At 35.8% G+C, this 22,704-nt stretch carries 13 protein-coding genes; 6 read left to right on the top strand and 7 right to left on the bottom strand.

Annotated elements, in window-relative coordinates; all coding sequences use genetic code 11:
* Positions 1 to 143: 143 nt before the first annotated feature.
* On the top strand, positions 144 to 1,085 hold the full coding sequence (locus EL260_RS09150; RefSeq protein WP_123859883.1) for a DUF6438 domain-containing protein: 942 nt from the start codon (positions 144 to 146) through the stop codon (positions 1,083 to 1,085).
* A gap of 273 nt (positions 1,086 to 1,358) precedes the next feature.
* Positions 1,359 to 2,306: a DUF4349 domain-containing protein gene (locus EL260_RS09145; RefSeq protein WP_123859881.1), complete on the top strand. Its 948-nt coding sequence runs from the start codon at positions 1,359 to 1,361 to the stop codon at positions 2,304 to 2,306.
* A 495-nt stretch (positions 2,307 to 2,801) separates the two neighbouring features.
* Here EL260_RS09145 and EL260_RS09140 read toward each other — a convergent pair whose 3' ends face one another.
* Together EL260_RS09140 and EL260_RS09135 are read right to left on the bottom strand one after the other, a co-directional pair.
* Positions 2,802 to 3,167, bottom strand: coding sequence for a hypothetical protein (locus EL260_RS09140; protein WP_089732947.1), 366 nt, complete (start codon positions 3,165 to 3,167; stop codon positions 2,802 to 2,804).
* A 22-nt stretch (positions 3,168 to 3,189) separates the two neighbouring features.
* Positions 3,190 to 4,329, bottom strand: a complete 1,140-nt coding sequence (locus EL260_RS09135; RefSeq protein ID WP_068942298.1) for an acyl-CoA dehydrogenase family protein — start codon at positions 4,327 to 4,329, stop codon at positions 3,190 to 3,192.
* Positions 4,330 to 4,684: 355 nt separating this feature from the next.
* Between EL260_RS09135 and EL260_RS09130 the strand changes: the two genes are divergently transcribed.
* On the top strand, positions 4,685 to 6,463 hold the full coding sequence (locus EL260_RS09130; protein ID WP_123859879.1) for an AMP-dependent synthetase/ligase: 1,779 nt from the start codon (positions 4,685 to 4,687) through the stop codon (positions 6,461 to 6,463).
* A gap of 161 nt (positions 6,464 to 6,624) precedes the next feature.
* Here the strand turns inward: EL260_RS09130 and EL260_RS09125 are convergent, their stop codons facing one another.
* The gene (locus tag EL260_RS09125; RefSeq protein WP_123859877.1) at positions 6,625 to 7,401 is read right to left on the bottom strand and encodes a zinc ribbon domain-containing protein; all 777 of its coding nucleotides are present in this window, start codon (positions 7,399 to 7,401) and stop codon (positions 6,625 to 6,627) included.
* Positions 7,402 to 7,403: 2 nt separating this feature from the next.
* Entirely contained in the window at positions 7,404 to 8,501 is a 1,098-nt protein-coding gene (locus EL260_RS09120; protein WP_123859875.1) for a Nif3-like dinuclear metal center hexameric protein, read from the bottom strand.
* Positions 8,502 to 8,562: 61 nt separating this feature from the next.
* On the opposite strand from EL260_RS09120, the gene EL260_RS09115 reads away from it, so the two are divergent.
* Entirely contained in the window at positions 8,563 to 9,390 is an 828-nt protein-coding gene (locus EL260_RS09115) for an ion transporter (protein ID WP_123859873.1), read from the top strand.
* 43 nt (positions 9,391 to 9,433) lie between these two features.
* Complete coding sequence (locus EL260_RS25555) at positions 9,434 to 9,592, top strand: hypothetical protein (RefSeq protein WP_164466623.1); 159 nt, start codon at positions 9,434 to 9,436, stop codon at positions 9,590 to 9,592.
* Between the two features lie 102 nt (positions 9,593 to 9,694).
* Here the strand turns inward: EL260_RS25555 and EL260_RS26275 are convergent, their stop codons facing one another.
* From EL260_RS26275 to dnaE, 3 genes are all read right to left on the bottom strand, one after another.
* Complete coding sequence (locus tag EL260_RS26275; protein ID WP_123859871.1) at positions 9,695 to 12,085, bottom strand: T9SS type A sorting domain-containing protein; 2,391 nt, start codon at positions 12,083 to 12,085, stop codon at positions 9,695 to 9,697.
* A 125-nt stretch (positions 12,086 to 12,210) separates the two neighbouring features.
* Positions 12,211 to 15,144 carry a T9SS type A sorting domain-containing protein gene (locus EL260_RS09105; RefSeq protein WP_123859869.1) on the bottom strand — a complete coding sequence of 978 codons (2,934 nt, stop codon included), beginning with the start codon at positions 15,142 to 15,144 and terminating at the stop codon, positions 12,211 to 12,213.
* Positions 15,145 to 15,486: 342 nt separating this feature from the next.
* Positions 15,487 to 20,154, bottom strand: coding sequence for a DNA polymerase III subunit alpha (gene dnaE, locus EL260_RS09100; RefSeq protein ID WP_123859867.1), 4,668 nt, complete (start codon positions 20,152 to 20,154; stop codon positions 15,487 to 15,489).
* Between the two features lie 271 nt (positions 20,155 to 20,425).
* Here dnaE and EL260_RS09095 point away from each other — a divergent pair, with 271 nt between their 5' ends.
* Positions 20,426 to 22,579 carry a S8 family peptidase gene (locus EL260_RS09095; RefSeq protein WP_123859865.1) on the top strand — a complete coding sequence of 718 codons (2,154 nt, stop codon included), beginning with the start codon at positions 20,426 to 20,428 and terminating at the stop codon, positions 22,577 to 22,579.
* Positions 22,580 to 22,704 lie beyond the last annotated feature (125 nt).

Below are 22,704 nucleotides of genomic sequence, written 5' to 3'. Positions count from 1 at the left end.
CTGAAAAATATAGATCCGCAGACATTTTCTGCGGATTTTTTGATTCCGGATATCTTCAAAATTTAATTAATATACTTTTACTGTTTTAAAAACTTCTTATATTTGATTTCCATTCTCAGTAAACTTTTAACCATACTTTCCTAATGAAAAAATTATTTTTTATTCTTCTCACTATACTGATTCATCAAAAATATTTTTCTCAAAAATTCCCTTCTAATGTCGATTCACTGAAAACAGAGAAAGAAGTTGAAAATCTGATTAATTCAATAATCAAAGCACATGAACCCATCAAAATAAAAAAAATAGCTGACTTTCAGGAAGAAGATGGACCCAATAATTTTTGCAAAAGAATTGCAGATTCCTTAGAAATTAACCAGTCATTTTATACAGCAGACTTTGATCTCAATGGCTATACAGACCTAATGGCTTTCGGAGATCACTATGACTTTAGCATTTTCATTGTTATGAATTATGGTAAAAACTCATTAAAGGTCAACAGGCTGACCCGAAGATCTTTTCAAAACTGTACTTTTCCCAAGATTAAAAATGACTCAATAATCCAATACTATTATATGTCGGAACCGGATTTGGATTCAGATAATAAACAGAAGCCAAAACTGATGAAAAAAGATCTGATTTTCAAGTTTGGCGATTTTATCGAATACAATGAAAATCCCAATTCTTATAGTATTGAAAAAATTGAATATCAGACAGGTTCATGTTTTGGAACCTGTCCCAAATTTTACATTTCAATTGATAAGAATAGAAATGGATTATTTAAGGCAGAGTACTATAATATCAATGATGCAAAAAGTAACCAAGAGATCGTGGGTACATTCAAAACTTTGATTACAAAAACCAATTATGATGAAATCATTCATCTTTTAAATTATATTGATTTTCCGAAATTACAAGATCGGTACTCTGTAAATTGGACTGATGATCATTCATCAACATTAAAAATAACTTATAATAACGGAAAGATAAAAGAAATAAAAGACTACGGGCTGATTGGCACTTATGGTTTGGACAGAGTGTATAGTCTATTATTTGATTTACGATTCAATCAAGACTGGAAAAAATAAACCCTATTAGATTTCCAAATACTATTTATAATTTAAAAGACCTTTTTAGCCTCCATTAAAAGAGGTCTTTTTAGTAAAATAATAGTTCGGTTTATCATATTGAATCAGAAAATATGATTCTATTAACTATAATAAGAATTGTAAAACTGTTTTATTTCTATTTTACAAACACTTATAAATCAATAAATTATTGATTTACACAAGCAAAACAACTCCTTTACAATCTTTACAAGAACTTCTCTTCTAATTTTACTTCATCAAAAAAATAATGTTATGAAAAAGTTCATCTTACTCGTTGCTATATCAGGTACTTTTATTGCGTGTAGTCAAAAAGGTGGAGCTTCTCAATCCAATATTGAGGATGCAGCCCACAGTATAGATAGTGTTGCTTCTGTTGCTTCAGACGCTATTGATAATGCCAGCAAAACGGCAAACCAGGCTCTTGATTCAGCAAGTATCAGAATAAAAGATATTGAAGGGGCTAAAAATGATATCCAGGATAAAATAGAAAACACTTCCAAAATGGTAGATTCGCTATCTGATAAAATTGCATCTACCAAACTGGAATCAAAGATTGAGAAAAAGGATTCTACAGTCAAAAAGGCTGAGAAAGTGGCCACAAATGTTCCGGCGCCTAAGGTAATTAAGGAAACCAAAATCATTTACAAAGAGAAACCGAAGAATGATAGCTATGAACTGAATATGCCAAAAGATAAAATAGTAAAAACAGGATATCTTGTGGTAAGAGCAGATAATGCTGAAACGGTAAAAGAAATTATCCGAGAAGAAGCTATCAAGAACAATGGATATGTTAAAAGTGAAAACCAGTCTTATATTGAATCAGCCAATCCTCGCGATGAAAATCAAAAGGTTTACAGTCTGAACATCAAAGTACCAATCCAGCATTTTGATGGATTAATGGAAGCATTGAACAGCAATATAGGAGATATTGAAACCAGAGATATTCAGGTTACAGGACGTAATTATGCAGATAACACCATCTGTAGTATCGATATCAATATCACCGATAAAACAGCATCAGAAAAAGAGCCTAAAACTTTTGGTGGAAAATCATTGGCCGCTATTGAATCAGGCTGGGATGTAATTACTTCAATCTTTCTCTTTCTTCTTCCTTTATGGCCGGTATTTCTGATTGGTGGTATTGGATACTATTTTTATAAAAAGAAAAAAAACAATATTTCTAATCAGGATTCTCATTAGAATTTCAAAGTCCATCCTTGTGATGGATTTTTTGTTTTTATTTTTAAGTGAAGCTTATTTTAAACCACAGATAGCACTGATTTTCGCAGATGCTTGTGCTTGTTGATCTCTAAAATGGGCTATTTTAGGTTTTGGCTAAAGCCGAATGAATATGATTTAATTATTTGAGCAGGCTAAAGCCCACTCCTATTGATATTGATCTTGATATGCGAATGGATACTTGATGTTTAATAGATAAGATGAGACTCTTACAGGATGACAAAATTGATTAATATACAAAAGCTATGACCTCCAGAAACGTCTCATTGATATAGCAATGTTCATAGTAAGGTCTAACATCAATATCATTCATTACTCATAAAATAGCCCCGATAGTAACGGTTACCCCGCAGCATGGATTGGCCCTCAAAGAGGCAGCTGGGCGCGAGGAGTATGAGTGGATAGCGGGAAAAGCTCCTAAAAAGAAAAAGGCCTCCAAAACGGAAGCCTTTTCTATTATTTCATGTTCACAACTTTGTCTACGACAAACTTTGTGTTTCCTCTCCACGGAAGAGCGCCATTGTATTCTTTGTAATGAAGATCAAAGGTTTTACCACTATTGGTTTCCAGTTGTTTGAAAACCTCAGGATCATCTACAGAAAATTCAAACTCATAGCTTGTAATACCTCCTGCTTTTCCTTTTCCAAATCCTTCCTGAATCAATTTTCCTTCATAAGTTTTGAAGACATAGCCTTTTTTCATGGCATAATTCAGGTATCCGGATTTTACTCCTTCTCCGAAAACGAAGAAGAACTTATACCATACAAATACTCCTAACAATAGCAGTACGACACCGAGGGTGATCCACAAAGATTTTTTCATAGAGTGTGTGTTTTATTATTATTTATTTTGCGATGCTTCTTGAGATCACGATTTTCTGGATTTCAGAAGTTCCTTCGTAGATCTGAGTAATTTTTGCATCTCTCATTAATCTTTCTACGTGGTACTCTTTCACATATCCGTATCCACCATGAATCTGTACAGCTTCAATCGTAGTATCCATAGCTACCTGAGAAGAATATAGTTTTGCCATAGCACCACTTTCAGAAATATCTTTTCCTGCATCTTTCTCACACGCTGCTTTGAAGCATAGCATTCTTGCAGCAGTGATCTGAGTCGCCATATCTGCTAATTTGAATGCGATAGCCTGGTGATTGATAATCTCCGTTTTGAAAGCTTTTCTTGTTTTAGCATATTTCAACGCCAATTCGTAAGCTCCTGAAGCGATACCTAGTGCTTGAGAAGCGATACCGATTCTACCTCCATTCAATACAGCCATTGCAAAATTGAAACCAAATCCATCAGCACCGATTCTGTTTTCTTTTGGAACTTTTACATTGTTGAAGATCAAAGAGTGTGTATCACTTCCTCTGATCCCCAATTTATCTTCTTTTAATCCGATTTCAAAACCTTCCCATCCTCTTTCTACGATGAAAGCGTTGATTCCTTTATGTTTTTTCTCAGGATCAGTCTGTGCAATGACGATATAATACGTAGCTGTTCCACCATTGGTGATCCAGTTTTTAATACCATTTAAAAGGTAGTAATCTCCTTTGTCTTCAGCAGTTGTTTTCTGAGATGTTGCATCAGAACCTGCTTCCGGTTCAGATAAAGCAAATGCTCCAATTACCTGCCCGCTTGCAAGAGGGGTAAGGTATTTTACTTTTTGTTCTTCAGAAGCAAATTTTTCAAGCCCGGCACAAACCAATGAATTGTTTACAGACATTACAACCGCTGCAGAAGCATCTACTTTTGCAATCTCTTCCATTGCCAGCACATAAGAAACGCTGTCCATACCTGCACCACCGTATTTAGGATCCACCATCATTCCTAAAAGTCCCATTTCTCCCATTTTCTTCACCTGCTCTACAGGGAATTTCTGGTCACGGTCTCTTTCAATAACTCCAGGTAATAGTTCGTTCTGTGCAAAGTCTCTTGCCGCCTGCTGAATCATCAGCTGTTCTTCCGATAAATTAAAGTCCATAAAAAAAATAATTAGATAGCCGTAAATTTACACTTTTTAAGCAAATCTGAAAGAATAAATTAAAAGTGGGAAAAAGACTGATGGAAAGGGAGATGGAAGAGATACAGGATGCAAGATTCGGGAGGTCTGATTTTATGATATTAATAGCTTATAAAACGGATAGTGGCAGTATCCATAAAACCTATCGTTAATAAAGCACGATCAGATCATCAATCTGCTTTTATGGCTCCCAGAGCGGTTTTCAGCAGAAACTGTTATGGCAAACATTCAACTTATCTCTAATTATCATCTTCAAATGTATACAATTAAAAAAAATGCTTATATTTAGATTTCTTTATAAATTATTTAAAAAATCATGACGATCAAGAGATTATTCGATATTCCGCACTACGCTTTAGCCAAATATCCTAAAACGGATATGTTTGTAACGAAGTATCATGGTGAATGGAAAAAAACTTCTACCCAGGAGTTTATTAATGAGGGAAATAAGATATCCAGAGGATTACTGAAGCTAGGTATAAAGCCGGGTGATAAGATCGCTTTGATCACTACCAATTCCCGAACGGAATGGGCTATTATGGATTTTGGACTTTCTCAAATCGGTGTTGTTTCAGTACCGATTTATCCAAGTATTTCTCCGGAAGATTATGAATTTATCTTCAACAATGCTGAAATACAATATTGTTTTGTCTCTGACAAAGAATTGCTTAATAAGGTAATGAAAGTAAAACACAACATTCCTACTTTACAGGGAATCTTTACTTTTGATAAAATAAGCGGTGCTGCCAACTGGAGTGAAATTCTCGATCTTGGTGAAGATGAATCTACACAAATTGAGGTGGAAGATCTTTCCAACGCCATTCATACGGAAGACTTAGCCACTATTATTTATACTTCAGGAACTACAGGAAGGCCTAAAGGAGTAATGCTTACCCATAATAATATTGTCTCTAACGTATTAGGCTCTATCCCAAGGATTCCTAAGAAAAAGAGCCTGGATTATAAGGAAACAAGAGCATTAAGTTTTCTTCCGATTTGCCACATTTTTGAGAGAATGCTTTTTTACCTTTATCAATACAATGGCTTTTCTCTTTACTTTGCTGAAAGTATCGAAAAAATGGGTGAAAATGTAAAGGAAGTGAAACCTCATTACATGACCGTTGTACCAAGATTGGTAGAAAAAGTATATGATAAGATCTACAATACGGGTTCTTCTGCCGGAGGACTAAAATCAAAAATATTCTTCTGGGCTTTAAATTTAATTACCAAAAAGAAGTCTGTTTCCAAGCCATCCGGAATCCAACAACTTATTGCTGACAAGCTGGTATTCTCAAAATGGAGAGAAGGTTTAGGCGGTGAAATTATTACATTGGTTTCAGGATCTGCAGCCTTATCTACAAGGCTGAATTTAATGTTCCAAAATGCAGGAATTCCTATTTTGGAAGGATATGGATTAACGGAAACATCGCCTGTAATTTCTGTAAACAGTTTTGAAAAAATGAGAGTAGGAACCGTTGGAATTCCATTGGATAATCTACAGGTAAAAATTCAGGAAGATGGTGAGATTACAGTAAAAGGCCCTTCTGTATTTAAAGGATACTTCCAGAATGAAGAAATGACCAAAGAAGCATTTACAGAAGACGGATTCTTTAAAACAGGGGATATTGGTCACCTTGACAGTGACGGATTCTTACAGATTACTGACCGTAAGAAAGAAATGTTCAAGACTTCCGGTGGAAAATATATAGCCCCTCAAACTATTGAAAACCTCGCCAAAGCTTCAAAATTCATTGAGCAGATTATGGTAGTAGGTGATGGTGAAAAAATGCCATGTGCATTAGTACAGCCAGATTTTGAATTTGCCAAAAGCTGGGCGATGAGAAATAACCTCAACATTGGTTCTACTCCTGAAGAAATTGCGAAAAGTTCAGAATTGAAGCAAAGAATTGAAAAAGAAATCGATGGAATTAATGAACATCTTGGAAACTGGGAAAAAATCAAGAAGATTGAACTGACACCTGAGGTTTGGAGCATTGAAGCAGGGCTTCTAACTCCTACGCTGAAACTGAAAAGAAAAGCCGTAAAAGAGAAGTTTATGAATCTTTACAATAAGATGTATGAACATCACGATTAAATAATATCAACCGCTTCATTTTGAGGCGGTTTTTTTGTAGATTTTAATAGCAATGGGATATTATTATGTTTTGGCTAAAGTCAATGGAATTTGTTTTTTTTATAAGAACAAAAAAAGCTGTTTCAAAATGAAACAGCTTCTGTATTGTTGAAAATCAATAATTAGAATTTAATTACAGATTTCATTCTATCGTTTTCTTCCATTACCAACTCATCATCAACAAGGATTTTTCCAGAGTGCTCATCAATAATGATTTTCTTTCTCTGAGCAATTTCCATTTGCTTTTGTGGTGGAATAGTGAAGAAAGATCCTTTTGGAGCTCCTCTCTCTAATCCTACTACAGCAAGACCGTTAATAGAGCTTGTTCTGATTCTGTTGTAAGAAGCTAATAATCTCTCATCAATTTTTCCTGCAAATTCTTTAGATTGCTCAATAAGATATTCTTCTTCTTTCTGAGTTTCAGAGATCAACCCTTCTAATTCTTCTTTCTTGAATTTCAAGTGTTTTTTTAAATCGTCGATCTTTGAAGTTAATTCGCTTAAAGTTTCGTTTTTGTGAGCAATTTTAGCCCCGAATTCTTTAATTCTTTTTTCAGCAAGCTGAATTTCCAAATCCTGGAATTCCATTTCTTTCCCTAATGCTTCAAACTCTTTATTGTTTCTTACATTATCCTGCTGAGATTTGTATTTCTCAATTAAAGTTTTTGCATGGTTAATAACTTCATGCTTTGTTTTAATCTGATCGTCCTGATCTTTGATGTCTGCATGAAATTTTTCAGCTCTCTTTTCAAGACCTTCAATCTCGATTTCAAGATCTTCAACTTCAATTGGCAATTCTCCTCTAGTATTTCGGATTTCATCCAATCTTGAATCAATGATCTGTAAATCGTATAAAGCTCTTAATTTTTCTTCAACTGAAATATCGTTGGTTTTTGCCATATTTAAATGAAATAATTTACTGGGTTTGTTTTTTCAATAGATTTTGAAATTGCAAATGTACTAAATTTTTGTGACAAAATTTCAAATAATTGTTGACTTACAAATTGTTCTGATTCATAATGTCCTATATCACAAATCAGCATTTTAGACTCTGCTAAAAAATAGTCATGATATTTAAGATCTCCGGTAAGATAAGCATCACATTTTTTGGAAATTGCAGAACGTATTCCACTGGCTCCGGAACCTCCAAGCACTCCTACTCTTTTAATTTTTTTGTTATTAAAAGCAGAATGTTTTATGATGTCAAGCCCGAATTTTTCTTTCACAAATCCTAAGAAATCTTTTTCATCCATTTCTTCTTCCAGTTCACCATACATTCCGAGTCCGGCATGATGATTTTTATTATCTAAGCTATAAACCTGATGTGCCACTTCTTCGTAAGGGTGTGCCGTCTTCATTGCTCCAATGATCTGACCTTCTTTATAAGTTTCAAAAATTACAGAGATCATATCTTCATCAGCATTTTCCCGGATATTCTGCTGTCCGGAAAATGGATTTGATCCTTCAACAGGCCTGAATGTTCCATTCCCATTGACTGTAAAACTACACTCATCATAAAATCCTATGCTGCCAGCTCCTGCAGAAAACATTGCTTCTTTTACTTTTTCAGAATAATCTTTAGGGACAAAAACCGTCAATTGCTTTAAGTTATTTTCTTTAGGCTGAAGAATTTTCATATTATTCAAACCCAATTGACTGCAAATTCCATGATTCACCCCAAAGAAGTCGTTATCAAAAGCTGTATGAATGGCATAAATAGCAATTTTATTTTCAATAGCTTTCAAAACAGTTCTTTCTACGTAATTTTTCCCAGTTAAAGATTTCAACCCAGAAAATATAATAGGATGAAAACATACAATCAGATTACAGTTTTTCTTAATAGCTTCATCTACCACATTTTCCAATGCGTCATGGCAAACCAAAATTCCGGAAACATCACGATCGGGAACACCACATAACAAACCTACGTTATCAAAGCCTTCCGCTTGCTGTAAAGGAATGAGTTTATCTATTTCTGCAATTACTTTTCTTATTGTCATTTTATTCTGTATGTTTGCTACGAAAATAACGATAATTTGTTAATTTTAAAAAATATTCAAAATGGAAAGAGAGCATAATCTTGTTCCTGAAGATAGACTTTGGAAAAGATACCTTTACCGGATAATTTATCGCTCTGATACCAGGCTCGGAAAACTGTTTGATATCATCTTATTATCTTTAATTCTTGCAAGTACCGCCATTATTATGATGGAAAGTGTCCCTCAGCTTGATAAAAGATTTCATTATACATTCCTGATTCTTGAATGGATTATTTCTATTTTTTTTACTGCAGAATACTCAATGCGGATTGCTGTATTAAAAAATAAAAAGCATTACATCTTCAGTTTCTTCGGAATCATAGACTTCCTTGCTTTAGTTCCGTTTTATTTAAGTTTCTTCTTTCCTGTTACCAAATATTTTCTGATCTTCAGAATGCTGAGAATGTTGAGAGTTTTTAGAATTTTCAATTTGCTGGATTTCATGAATGATGGATATCTTATTGTAAGGGCTTTAAAAAACAGCTCAAGAAAAATTTACATATTCCTTCTGTTTCTGATTATATTTTCAGTGATCGTAGGTTCTCTCATGTTTATGGTGGAAGGTGGCCGACAGGGGTTTGAAACTATCCCACAATCCATTTACTGGGCAGTTGTAACCGTGACTACCGTAGGATATGGGGATGTCTCCCCTATCACTCCGCTGGGAAAGTTTTTTGCAGTCGTTCTCATGCTGGCAGGTTATTCTATTATTGCTGTTCCTACGGGAATTGTAACAGCAGAAATGCGAAACAAAAGACAAAATCTGGAAAAGGTATGTGACCGTTGTGGTAATGAAGATATTGATGACGATGCAAGGTATTGCAAGCAGTGTGGCAAGAAATTAGCTTGATATAGAGTATTAATTTAATCTATTCACCAAATATCACAAAATCATGGAACCAACAAAGAAAAACAAACCGAATAGTTTAGTCATTATTCTTTTCGCATTAATAGTACTGATGATTATTATTTACTTTATCCTCGTCATGTTCTTCCCAACAGTTTTCGATCATATGAATACGGGAGATATACAGCCAGTACCAAACAAATAATGAAGAGTAGATCTTTAAAAACAAAAAGATGAGCGAAAATTTCGCTCATCTTTTTTTGAATTAAATAAAAGATTCATTGTATAATGAATGATAGACTCTTATTTATTTTTTAATAGCTTTCACTGTTTGTTTGGTTCCGTCTTTCATATTCAAAATCAACATATACAGACCTTGCTTCAAGTCTCCTAAATGAAGAACAGATGAAGGGCTTTCAATCGTTTTCACTAACCTGCCAGAAATATCTGTAACAGATACCGACTTCACTTGATCTGCTTTTGCAATATTCAGAACATCAGCAAATGGGTTTGGATATACTTTAATTTCATTCTTAGCTTTAGATACCTCTGAAGTTCCAAGACTTTCTTTATTAATAGTAATGGTAAATACATCCTCTGCCTGATCGTCCGTATTATCATAATGTCCTACATTCACATAATATACAGTTCCTGCGGCCGTTGATACCGAAATTGTTTCTGCACCTCCCGCACCAGCATTATCAACCGTATTTTCACAGGATAAGTTACCACATGTACCGCTATACACCCCTATCTGAGGGTCAAAACCAATTCCTGCAGGCATCGTAACTTTAATATCATAAACAGTACCATCTCCTGTAAAAGTAAACCATGTTCCATCATTCATATTGTCTGAACAAATATCAATCACACCATTATTATTAGTAGTCCCCAATGCATCAGCCTGTGTATAGCTATAAGGAAATACTGATGCAATCAAAGCTCCTGAACAATCATCATTTACCGGAGGTGGAGGTGGTGTTGCTACACATATATTAAAGCCTATAGCTCGACCTGTTCCGCCATAAGAAAATACTCTTACATAATAAATAGTACCTACTGTAAGCCCATCAACAATTTTTGATAGGGGATCAGAACATGTAACATTTGTCAATCCGGTAGCACAATCTCCACTGAAAACCTGGAAATAAGTATCCGTGGTATTATAATCTCCAATAGAAACTACATCACTCAGTGTAATAACATGCTTAGCTGAAGTAGCGGTAAATTTGAACCATACATCATCATCAGGGTTACCTGAACAAGTGTCCAGAGATACACCAGAATCTGTTGCACCAAGGGTATGCCCAGCAGTTACTGCTCCACAGCTCATACTTGGATTTACCGTCAATGTAACCGCTGTAGCGCAATCATCATTGGTTGGAGGTGGTGGCAATGTACCTACACATATATTAAAACTCTGAGCATACTCTCCTCCTTCACTGTAACTGTAAACTCTTACATAATAAGTTTCACCTACATTAAGCCCTGTAACAACACTTGATCCAGTATATGAGGAACATAAAACATTTGCTAAACCTGTACAGTCACCACTCAACACCTGGAAATAAGCACTATCATCGAATTCTGATCCAACAGAGGTTACATTTCTAAGTGAAATAATATGGCTGGCTTCTGTTGCAGTAAATTTATACCATACATCATCATCTGCAGCTCCATAACAAGGATCTGTATCTAACCCTGAATTTGTTGCAGCAATGGTAGTTCCTGCAGTAACGGCACTACAACTTAAGTCCGGATTCACCGTTAAAGTAATAGCAGCAGCACATTCATCATTAGATGGCGGCGGCGGTGTAGTGGTAAATTTTGTTTCAAAACAACCCGAAGACTCACCTCCTGCTCCCACTGCAACTACTCTTACGTAATAAGTTGTATTAAGAGAAAGAGGAGTTGACGGAGTGAAACTTGTAGTACTTACAATTTGCTGATTCACAATATTTGATCCTCCCGGAGTGGTTCCGATGGAGATTTTATAGCTTGTAGCCCCGGATGATGCATACCAACTAATTTCAGGAGATATAGGAACTAACACTGCATTGTTTATAGGGTACATCAAATTAGTACAGGAAGGCACTGCATTGGGAGTAAGCCCTATAAAACTAATAACAGATCTATACCCTAACAATTCACCTTCATTAGGATCAGCAGGATCACAATCTTCGAAATAATCTACTGTACTAATTGCGCTTTTAGGGACATTATTAAGATTATGAACATAAAATGCCCGATCTTCTGAATAATTATATTCCGGATTATTTTCATCAACTGCAACTACTAAATTCTGCGTATTGTTATAAGGAAAAGGGACTGAAAATGTAAGCTCTACCACATCATTTACAGCACTGATTGTACCAGCATATACTTCTGTAAGATCTGAAAGAGCAACCCAATCAGACTCAGAAGCAAATTCAGACTTCGAAGTATGCCCCAAGTAGACAACCCAGTCTGATGCGTCAGCTATATTTACATTGGGATTCACATAGAATTTTAGTCCCGTAATATTTCCCGCAGCATTCGTGTTAATTTCCTGTTTTTTGAATATCTGTTGGGAATAGGAGTATTCCCAAAAGTTATCGATTGGAACTTTTCCAACCATTGAGCTTCCTCCACCTAAGGTGATTTGAGCATTTAAAATCATGCTTACCATCAGTAAGCACAAGAGTAAGATTTTCTTCATATACAATTTTTTTAAGGTGTTAATACATTACCAAATTAATAATAATTTTAATACAACATTAAAAAAATATTAAAAAAAAGCAGTAACCGTTAAGTTACTGCTTTAAATTCTTATATTAATTGGTTTTATCTCTTAATTGATTTAACCACTTGTTTTGATCCGTCTTTCAGATGTAATACGATCAAATACATTCCTTGTTTCAGATCTGTCAATTGAAGTTCAGAAGAAGGTTTTTCAATTGTTTTCACTACTCTCCCCGCAAGATCAATAACAGAAACAGATTGCACTTTAGAAATATCAGAAATATTAAGTGTATCGGTAAATGGATTAGGATAAACTTTTATTTCTTTTACTTTCTCAGAAACCACTTCAGATGTTGATAGTGAACTGCTTGTAATATTGAGGTCAAAATTTCCTTCCGGATTGTCTATTGTCGAAGAATAATATCCCACATTTACATAATATACAGTTCCCGCCACTGAATTAAAGGTGTATGTTTCTGTACTACCTACACTTGAGAACACAGCATCCGCAGTACCTACACAAGTAAGAGCACCACAGCTTCCACTATATACGGATACCTTATGGTCCCATGCTGTAGTATTTTTCGCCGCTACAGTAATTTCATTTCCGTTTCCTGTAAACTTAAACCACATACCATCATTAGAACTAGAAGAACAGGCAGTAATAAATCCGGTTCCATTGGTAGAGCCTGCCCCATCAGTTTGAGAGTAAGTATATGGTAAAGAAGATGCTACCAAAGATCCAACACAGTCATCATTAGCTGGTGCAGGAGTAGCATTTACTGTAAATGATCTTTCAGTACAGCCTGTTGAAGTAGTTGTATTTACTTTATAGTAATATTTTGTTCCTTGCGTCAAAGCTGTTGTAAGTGTATATGATGTAACATTTCCTACATCTACATTATTCATGATATCAGAGCCACCAGCAGTAGTTCCAATCGTTAAGGTATAAGAAGTCGCCGTCACAATTGGACTCCATTTGAATGTAGGTTTTAGCGGTTGAATAGCTGATAAATCCGCTGGATAAGTTACGGAAGGACAAGCTCCTTGGGTAGTAAAATTTCTTACTGTACAAGAACTTCCCGTTAGGCCTCCAGCATAACCAGTCACTGTATAATAATACTTCGTACTGAAAGCTAACGGAGTGGTAAGCACATAGGTTGTAACATTTCCTACATCTACATTATTCAAAATATCTACCCCACCAGAAGTAGTTCCCATAGATATTTTATAACCTGTAGCTCCTGTTATTGCATCCCAAGTAAAGGTAGGCAATACTGAAACTCCAGTAGCTGATGAACTAGGCGCTGTCACTACCGGACACAAAGTACTTGTTGTAAAGGTTCTTTCCGCACATGCAGTTCCTACGGTACTTCCTGAATAAGCAATGACTTTATAATAATATTTCGTATTGAAAGCCAATGGTGTAGTAAGCGTGTAAGTCGCAACATTTCCTACATCAAAATTATCCATAATATCATTTCCTCCCGCGGTAGTTCCCATCGTAATTCTATATCCGGTAACCCCAGCTATTGCAGTCCATGTAAAAGTAGGAAGCACTGATACACCGGTTGCTGCTGAGCTAGGTGCAGAAACACTAGGACAAAGAACTGCCGTTGTAAAAGTTCTTTCCGAACAAGCAGTTCCTACCGTACTTCCTGAATAAGCAATGACTTTATAATAATACTTCGTATTGAAAGCCAATGGTGTAGTAAGTGTATAAGTCGCAACATTTCCTACATCAAAATTATCCATAATATCATTTCCGCCAGTGGTAGTTCCAATCGTAATTCTATATCCGGTAACACCGGCTATTGCAGTCCATGTAAAAGTAGGAAGTACTGATACACTGGTCGCCGCTGCGCTAGGTGCTGAAACGGAAGGACATAAAGTAGCTGTTGTAAAGGTTCTTTCTGTACAACCTGAACTTACAGATGTAGGACTATAACTATTAACCGTATAATAGTATTTAGTATTGAATAACAATGGAGTTGTAAGAGTATAAGTGGTAACATTTCCTACATCTACATTATTCATGATATCAGTTCCACCTGTTGTACTTCCTATCGAAATCTTATACCCGGTAGCTCCTGATACTGATGACCAGGTAATAGCAGGAAGTACAGAAACTCCCGTTGCCGCTGAGCTAGGCGCTGAAACCGTAGGACAACCAATATTCAAAGTCGTGAAAGAACTTTCTGAACAGCCTGTATTAGATCCAAGATCATTGGTAGGAATTACTTTTACAAAATATGTTGTTGAATAATTAAGGGTATTTGCTGCAGGAAGAGTATAACTAAGCGTATTTCCCACATTTACATTATTCAATACATCATTTCCACCTTGAGTAGTTCCTATATTAATCAAATAACCGGTAGCTCCGGCTGCACTGTTCCATTTTAATGTAGGAGTTCTGGAAACTCCGGTTGCCGCTGCTGCAGGCGCCACTAACGTGGTACATCCGGGAGGCGTTGTAATTGGCTGGCTTAATTTGATTTCATCAAATCCTAAATAAAAATCCCCAGGAGAGACATAGTTTGCCGTAATTCTGAATTTAAAATCCGCTCCGGCAGGAATTGTTCCCGCAGGAATTGTTCCTGAAACAGTAGTACAAGAAATAGGAGTAGTGCCCGGACTATCAAGATTGACAGGAGCAACCAAAGTGGTCCAGTTCCCTCCACCATCTAAGGAATACTCAGCTGTAAAGTTTCCTTTGGTACTTGCGGTGGATGAATATCCTTTAGCTGCATACTGGAATGAATAATCAAGAGCCAGGCCATTGGAATTGAGAGAAGAATAAACAAGATTATAAGATGTTACACTGCTGTAAAGGTTCCTATAAGCCATATTTGATCCTGCACAAGCAGTACCAGACGACCACATTCCTATTGATGGTGTCTGTGATGCAGTAGTGGGTAACGCAGACGAGGTCCATCCAGGAGATAATGACCCACCCTCAAATCCCTCATTAACGAGGATCTGTGCTGAGGCTCCTATACCAAGAGCCATCATACACATCAGTAGAATTCTTTTCATAAATAGTAATAATAATAGTTAGGGCGGTAAAAGTAAAAAATATTTAAACAAATATCATAAAATATTAAAAAACATTAATTATAGAATTAAAAATATCTATTATTTTTAAATAAAATTAAACAATTATTTAATTTTAACAGTTATTCATTAATTAAAATCAAACTATTTAAAACGCTAATTATCAATAAATTACAATAAAAAAAATTAAAACCCTACCTGTGAAAAAATTACAACTTAACATAAAATAATATTTTCCATATAAAACAAATATTATCAAGTATTTAGCTCATTTACAAAAAAAAGTGGCCAAAAGCCACTTTCAAATTCTTATATTATATCTTTTTAGTTCAAATAAAACTCATATTTATTAAGCAATTGTATTTCCTTGATGAGATCTCCATTCAAATCGACAGAATGTTTCATAGACTGGACTTCAATTTGGGAATCATCTTCAATATTCTTAATAAAGAATTTTAATTTCTGATTTCCTTTATTTCTCTCCAAAACGGTTCGAAAGAAATCCAAATCTTCCAATCTTACATCCATCACATCCATCACTAAAGAAATACTCTTGGCAAATCTTTCGAATGCTTCCTGAAGCTCAATCACATCATTAACATTCACAAAAACTCTTCCGTCTTTTACTTTGGCAAATTTTATTTTAAAGATAACAAACCTTTGTACTTCAAGTTTTTCCTTGAGCCTCATATAATCTCTATCTCCCAATCTGAAAGAATAAGAACCGGAATAATCTTCCAATGTCACAAAAGCTACTTTTTCACCACTTCTGAAACCATCCTGAACTCTATACTCTGTGATAAGACCTGCTACCGTATACTCTTTTCCACCACCGCCATTTTCCCTTTCCTTCTGCAGTGTTTTCCAGTCTTTTTTCTTTTCTTCAAACAATTCTTCCTGCTTATTGGCAAAAGCCTGCTCTTTGTAAGCATCTACCTCATCAAGATTTAAGAATAAGAAATTTCCTTTTGGTTCTGCCTTTTTGGTCGTTTCTTCCACTATCTCTTCCTCTCCCACAGCTAATTCATCAGAAACAATTTCAATGAGATCAGTAGTTTCATCCGGTGAATCCTGCTCTAAAACAGGAGCCTCATCAGTTCCTGTTTTTCCCTCTTCATCTTTTTCAAGAACTGATTTCTTGGAAAGTCTTCCCTGCATAAACTGGAATTGATATTTAAATTCATCCAGCGGATGGGCAGAAAGATAAAATCCGATAGTTTCCTTTTCCTTATTCAGTTTATGCATATTCGGCCATTCAGGACAAGGCAGTAACTTAGGCTGCTCAATCTGAACTTCATCTGCAAAATCTGCAAACAGAGAAAACTCCATTTCATTTTTACTCTCCTGAAAGCTCTGTCCATACCTGATTAATCTTTCAAGATTAGTTCTTCCCGCCATATCAATGTCAAAGTATTGACCTCTGTGAAAAGCATCTAATTCATCAAAAGCTCCGGCAACCACCAAACTTTCCGCTACTCTTTTATTCATTTGAGAAGGTAATATTCTTTCAAAAAAATCATAAATATTTTTAAACCTTCCATTCTCTCTTTCTCTTGTAATCGCCTCACTCGGCCCTTCTCCTATTCCCTTGATAGCTCCCAAACCAAAACGGATCTGGCCTTTTTCGTTTACAGAGAATTTATATTGAGATTCATTTACATCAGGTCCTAAAACATCTACTCCCATACTTTTACAATCCTCCATAAACATGGTAATCGAGTCAGTATTGTTAATGTTATTACTCATTACACTCGCCATATATTCTGCAGGATAATTTGCTTTCAAATAAGCTGTTTGATAAGCGATAAAAGCATAACACGTTGAGTGAGATTTGTTGAAAGCATATTCTGCAAAGGCTTTCCAGTCATTCCAGATTTTCTCCAGCCTTTCTTCATTAAGATTATTTTTCCTTCCTCCTTCAATAAATTTAGGATACATTTTGTTAAGAACATCAATCTGCTTCTTACCCATTGCTTTTCTCAACGTATCGGCTTCACCTTTTGTAAAGTTGGCCAATTTCTGAGACAAAAGCATTACCTGTTCCTGGTAAACAGTAATTCCGTAAGTTTCCTTTAAATATTCTTCTGTTTCCGGTAAGTCATAAACAATCTCTTCAACACCATGTTTTCTGTTAATAAAGTTTGGAATATATTTAATAGGTCCCGGACGATACAATGCATTCATGGCAATAAGATCTGCAAAAACAGTAGGCTTAAGCTCCCTCATGTATTTTTGCATCCCCGGACTTTCATACTGGAAAATCCCGACCGTTCTTCCTTCTTTAAATAACTGATATGTTTTAGTATCATCCAATGGAATAAGATCCGGATCAATATCTACTCCATACCTTGCTTTCACTAATTTCAAAGCATCTTTAATGATAGTAAGTGTTCTAAGACCCAGGAAATCCATTTTCAAAAGACCAGCACTTTCCGCCACCGAGTTATCAAACTGAGACACCAAAATATCAGCATCTTTAGCAGCAATAGTTACCGGAACCAGATTACTCACATCTTCCGGAGTAATGATTACCCCACAGGCATGAATTCCGGTATTTCTGATACACCCTTCCATCTTTTTAGCACTTGCCAGTACTCCATGACGTGAATCATCAGGGCTCTCCAGAACATACCTCATCTCATCAACAAGCATCTGCTCTTCTGGTTTCAGTTTATCGTATTTTGCTAATGCTTTCGCAATATTCATCCCCGGTGTAGAAGGGATCAGTTTAGCAATGTTATTGGTATCAGGGATTGGAACATCCAATACTCTTCCGGCATCTTTAATTGCAGATTTCCCTCCCAATACAGAATAAGTAATGATCTGCGCTACCTGGCTTTGTCCATATTTCTCAATTACCCATTTGATGACACGATCTCTACCTTCATCATCAAAGTCAATATCAATATCGGGCATCGAAACCCTTTCCGGATTCAGGAATCTCTCAAAAAGGAGATCATACTTAATAGGGTCAACATTGGTAATTCCGATACAATAAGCCACAGCAGATCCTGCAGCAGATCCCCTTCCCGGGCCTACCCAAACTCCCATATTACGGGCTTCATTGCAGAAATCCTGAACAATAAGGAAGTATCCCGGATATCCCGTATTGGCAATTACTTCCAGCTCAAAGTCCAAACGCTCTTTAATCTCGTCTGTAATCCCAGTTTCAAAATATCTTCTTCTCGCTCCTTCATAGGTTAAATGGGTAAGATAAGCCATCTCTCCTCTTTTCCCACCATCTACCTCATCTTCTTCATGGATAAACTCTTCAGGAATATCAAATTTCGGCAGGAGAACATCTCTTTTTAAGGTATAAGGCTTAAACTTTGCGAAAAATTCTTCATATGCTTCAAATGCATCCGGATAAGCAAGGAAAGCTTCTTTTATTTCGTCAGAGCTTTTCATATAATACTCTCCGGTAGCAAGTCCTCTTCTTTTTCCAAATCCTTTTCCAATAGGAGTTGTAAGCTTTTCACCGTCTTTAATACAGCTTACAATATCCTGAATATTAGCATCATCCCTATTGGTATAAAAAGTTTCGTTCTGGGCCAGAATTTTGACGCTATATTTATCTGCCAGATATAGCAGAACCTCATTTAAGTGTTCTTCTTCAGGCAGATTATGGTTTTGAAGCTGAACATAAAAATCATCTCCAAAAGTGTCACTCCACCATTTGAAAAGCTCTTCCCCTTTTTGCTCACCGGTATTTAAGATAGCATCAGGGATGTCCCCCATAATTCCGGAGGTCAAAGCAATAATTCCTTCTTTATACTCAGCAATCAATTCACGGCTAATCCTTGGAACCCCAAAATAGAATCCCTTTAAGAAACCGATACTAGAAAGTTTTGCTAGGTTTTTATATCCGTTAAAATCTTTTGCCAACAGCACCACTTGGGTTCTCCTATCCGGATCATCTTTGGTAAACTGCTTTTGCTCGTAACGTTCTGAAATATAAAATTCACATCCAACAACAGGGATTAATGGTTCAGAAACTGGTTCTGCTTCATTAAATTCAGTTCCATTTTCTTCAGCATCCTGTTTTTTAGCCAGATATTCTTTATGTTTTTTAGCCCTATCTCCATTTGCGCCTTCCACTGCGGAAACAAACTTAAAAGCTCCCATCATATTTCCCAGATCTACCATTCCGACAGCAGGGAAATTTTCATCAGAAGCTTTTTTAATCAGATCATTAATACTTGAAGTTGCTGTTAAGGTCGAAAAGACACTGTGATTATCAAAATTGAAGTATTTTCCTAAGTCTATTTCATCAATACTTCCGAAATCCTGCTGCTTTTTCTTATTATGAAAGTCTGCAACCTGTCTTCTTATAACAATATTGAAAGGCTTAATCGGATCCGGATAAAGACTCTTGAAATAAGCTAACTGATCTTCTGAAATCTTTAATGTTTCAGCAGGAACTACTCCAATTCTTATCATCTCAAAGAAAGCACTGGCAGTAGCGTTTACGTCTGCCGCTGCGTTATGGGCTTCATCAAATTTGCTCCCATACAGTTTTTCATAAAGCTCTTCAAGTTTTGGAGATTTATATCTTCCTCCGCGACCCCCACCTAACTGACAGAAGTCAGTTCCCAGAATCATCGTATCAGCTCTGGGTTTCTCTTGCAGGTTGTCATGTATATTTTTTCTATAAAACTCTGCTCCTACAATATTGTAATCAAATTCAACGTTGTGACCGGAAACTACTCTTATCTTTTCAAGAACTTTAGAAAACTCTTCTAAGACCTCCTGCAGATCGCGTCCTTCTTCATTAGCAATTTTCGTTGTAATCCCGTGAATCCTAGCAGCATTAAAGGGAATATCATACCCTTCAGGTTTTATTATATAATCCTGATTTTCAATTAAATTACCATCATCATCATGCACCTGCCATGCAATTTGAACCATTCTTGGCCAGTTATCAGAATCTGAAAGCGGAGCATTGAAATTTTTTGGTAAACCTGTTGTTTCTGTGTCAAAAATTAAATACATATAATTTTCTAACTTTTTTATAAAAAAGAGAATGTAAAGTTACTTCATTTTTTCGAATTTACTGTCTTCAAGACCCTACTTAAAAACACTAAATCAATTTAAAAATACAAAAATAAAACACAATTGACAAATCAAACAAAATACCACGTAAAAAGCGTAAAATACTATACAAAACAATAAAAAAAATATCATTAATTCACTATTTTACGTTTTTTATAAATATTTTATCCTATATTTGAGCCATTACAATTTTAATATTTTACTAACCATTATGAAGAAACATTTACTTTTGGCCAGCACTTTAGCTATTTCAATATTAAGTGCGCAAAACAATGAAGGATTAAAAAGAGAATTTGAAAGACAAAACAAAGAGAATAGCGCTAAGTTTGACTCTTATGTAGCAAAAAAGTACGGAAGTACTGCAAAGTCAGCTGATATTCAGAAAAAAATTGAAGAAGAAAAAGCTAATCTAGCAGGATTTTTCCGTAATAAACCTTATTTCTACCAAGCAGATGATCAAAATCAAATTTTGAACAATAATGTAGATGCTTTAACTACAGCAGGTGGTGTTGCTGGATTGGCAGGATCTTTCAATGGAGAAGGAATACTTTATACCATATTTGACGGAGGAAGAATTTATGCCGCACACCCTGCATTTAGCAATACAGCTGGAAGAATTTCTAATAAAGAAGCCGCTACAAATGCATACAGTGCACATTCTACTGGTGTCGCCAGTATTGTGGGAGCAAAATCATCTCCTCTAACTGCAACAGCAACTGATGGGACAACAAGAACTGGAAATGCAATGGGGATAGCATTAAATTCAACAATGGATTCTTATAGATTTGCTACAACAACCCTACCTGGCAATACAGCTACTAGTACTGTATTTCAAAAAATCATCTTAGCTCAGCCAAAAATCTCTAACCACTCTTATGGAAGTAATGCAGGCTGGAATATTGCGACCGTTTCCGGTCAAACCGCTCTGGTTTGGAATGGAGACTACTATCCTGCTACCGCTACTGAGCCTTATGCTACTTTTGATCTACAAGGCACCTATTTTACTAATGATCAAAACTATGATAACATTGTATACAGCAGCCCTACCAATGTTATTGTAAAATCAGCAGGTAATTATTTTGGTATGGGACCTGCCTTACCGGGTGGATCAACAGCTCCTAAATATTACACAGACGATAATGGAGATCTTGCTCTATTTACAGCAACAGATACCCTTCCTGCAACAAACTGTGGTAACGGTGGAGACTGTATAGGACCTGGTTCTCTAGCTAAAAACATTATTGTTGTAGCTGCTACAGAAGTGATCACTACTAATAACTATCGATATACTGCATCAACAGATGTTGTAAAAGCTGATTATAGTAGTGCTGGACCAAGAGATGACGGAGGTATTAAACCAGATATTGCGGCTCCGGGGTCAGATATCTGGATGGCATCAACTGCAGAAAATACTACAGGAAGCACTGCTTGGCAAATCAACAGTGGAACTTCAATGGCTGCACCACAGGTAACAGGTATTATCGGACTTTGGATGCAAATATATAAATCAATGTTTAACAATGCTGACATGAACGCTGCCGCAGCTAAAACGCTAATGATACATTCAGCATCTGAAGCAGGAACCGTAGGTCCTGATGCATGGTATGGTTGGGGGTACATTAACGCTAAAAAAGGAGCTGAACTTTTAGTTGGGAAATCTAACAATACTGTTATTTTCAATCAAGAAAGCCTAAACAACGGAAGTACAAACTCCCAAATCGTAAAAGCATCAGGAAGCGAACCTCTTAAGGTAACTATTTCCTGGATTGACCCAGAATTTAAGCTTCCTGGAAATATAAGTTGGGAAGCTGCGTACAATAACCGAAACTCTAGGCTTGTCAATGACTTGGATTTAAGAATCACTGATACAACCAACAATACAGTATACATGCCTTGGAAACTTAATGCCATCAATCCAACAGCTCCCGCGACTAAAGGCGATAACACAGTAGATAACGTAGAGCAAGTCATTATTGATGCTCCTGTAGCAGGAAGAAATTACAAGATTGAAGTCCTTCACAAAGGTACATTGGTTAACAACGCTACTCCAAGTGTGACGACGCCTCAAAACTATGCAATCATTGTAACGGGATATACTGCAGGCTCATTAGGAACTAAAGAAGGTACTAAAGCATTAAGCGAACTTGCTATTGCTCCTTCTGTTACTAAAGATGTAACTAATATTTTAAATGCTCCTAAAAAATCAACATTCACTGTTTATGACCTTTCCGGTAAAAAAGTACAAAGCGGAAATATCAACAGTGATAAAGAAGCTATTAGCTTAGCGACTTATCCAAAAGGAATTTACATCATTGAAGTAAAAACTGATAAAGATGTAGCAACTAAGAAAGTGATTAAAGAGTAATTTTTATACTTATAATTTTATAGAGGATACTGACTTATGTCGGTATCCTTTTTTATTTTCACTCTTTCTTTCAAAGCAAATTTTAACTAATAATGCAGAGCGAACAATTTTTATTAGCATTATGA

This window comes from Chryseobacterium nakagawai (assembly GCF_900637665.1).
In the GTDB taxonomy this organism is placed as follows: domain Bacteria; phylum Bacteroidota; class Bacteroidia; order Flavobacteriales; family Weeksellaceae; genus Chryseobacterium; species Chryseobacterium nakagawai.
The sequence above is the reverse complement of the archived record's forward strand: the minus strand, read 5'-3'. Positions and strand labels throughout refer to the sequence as shown.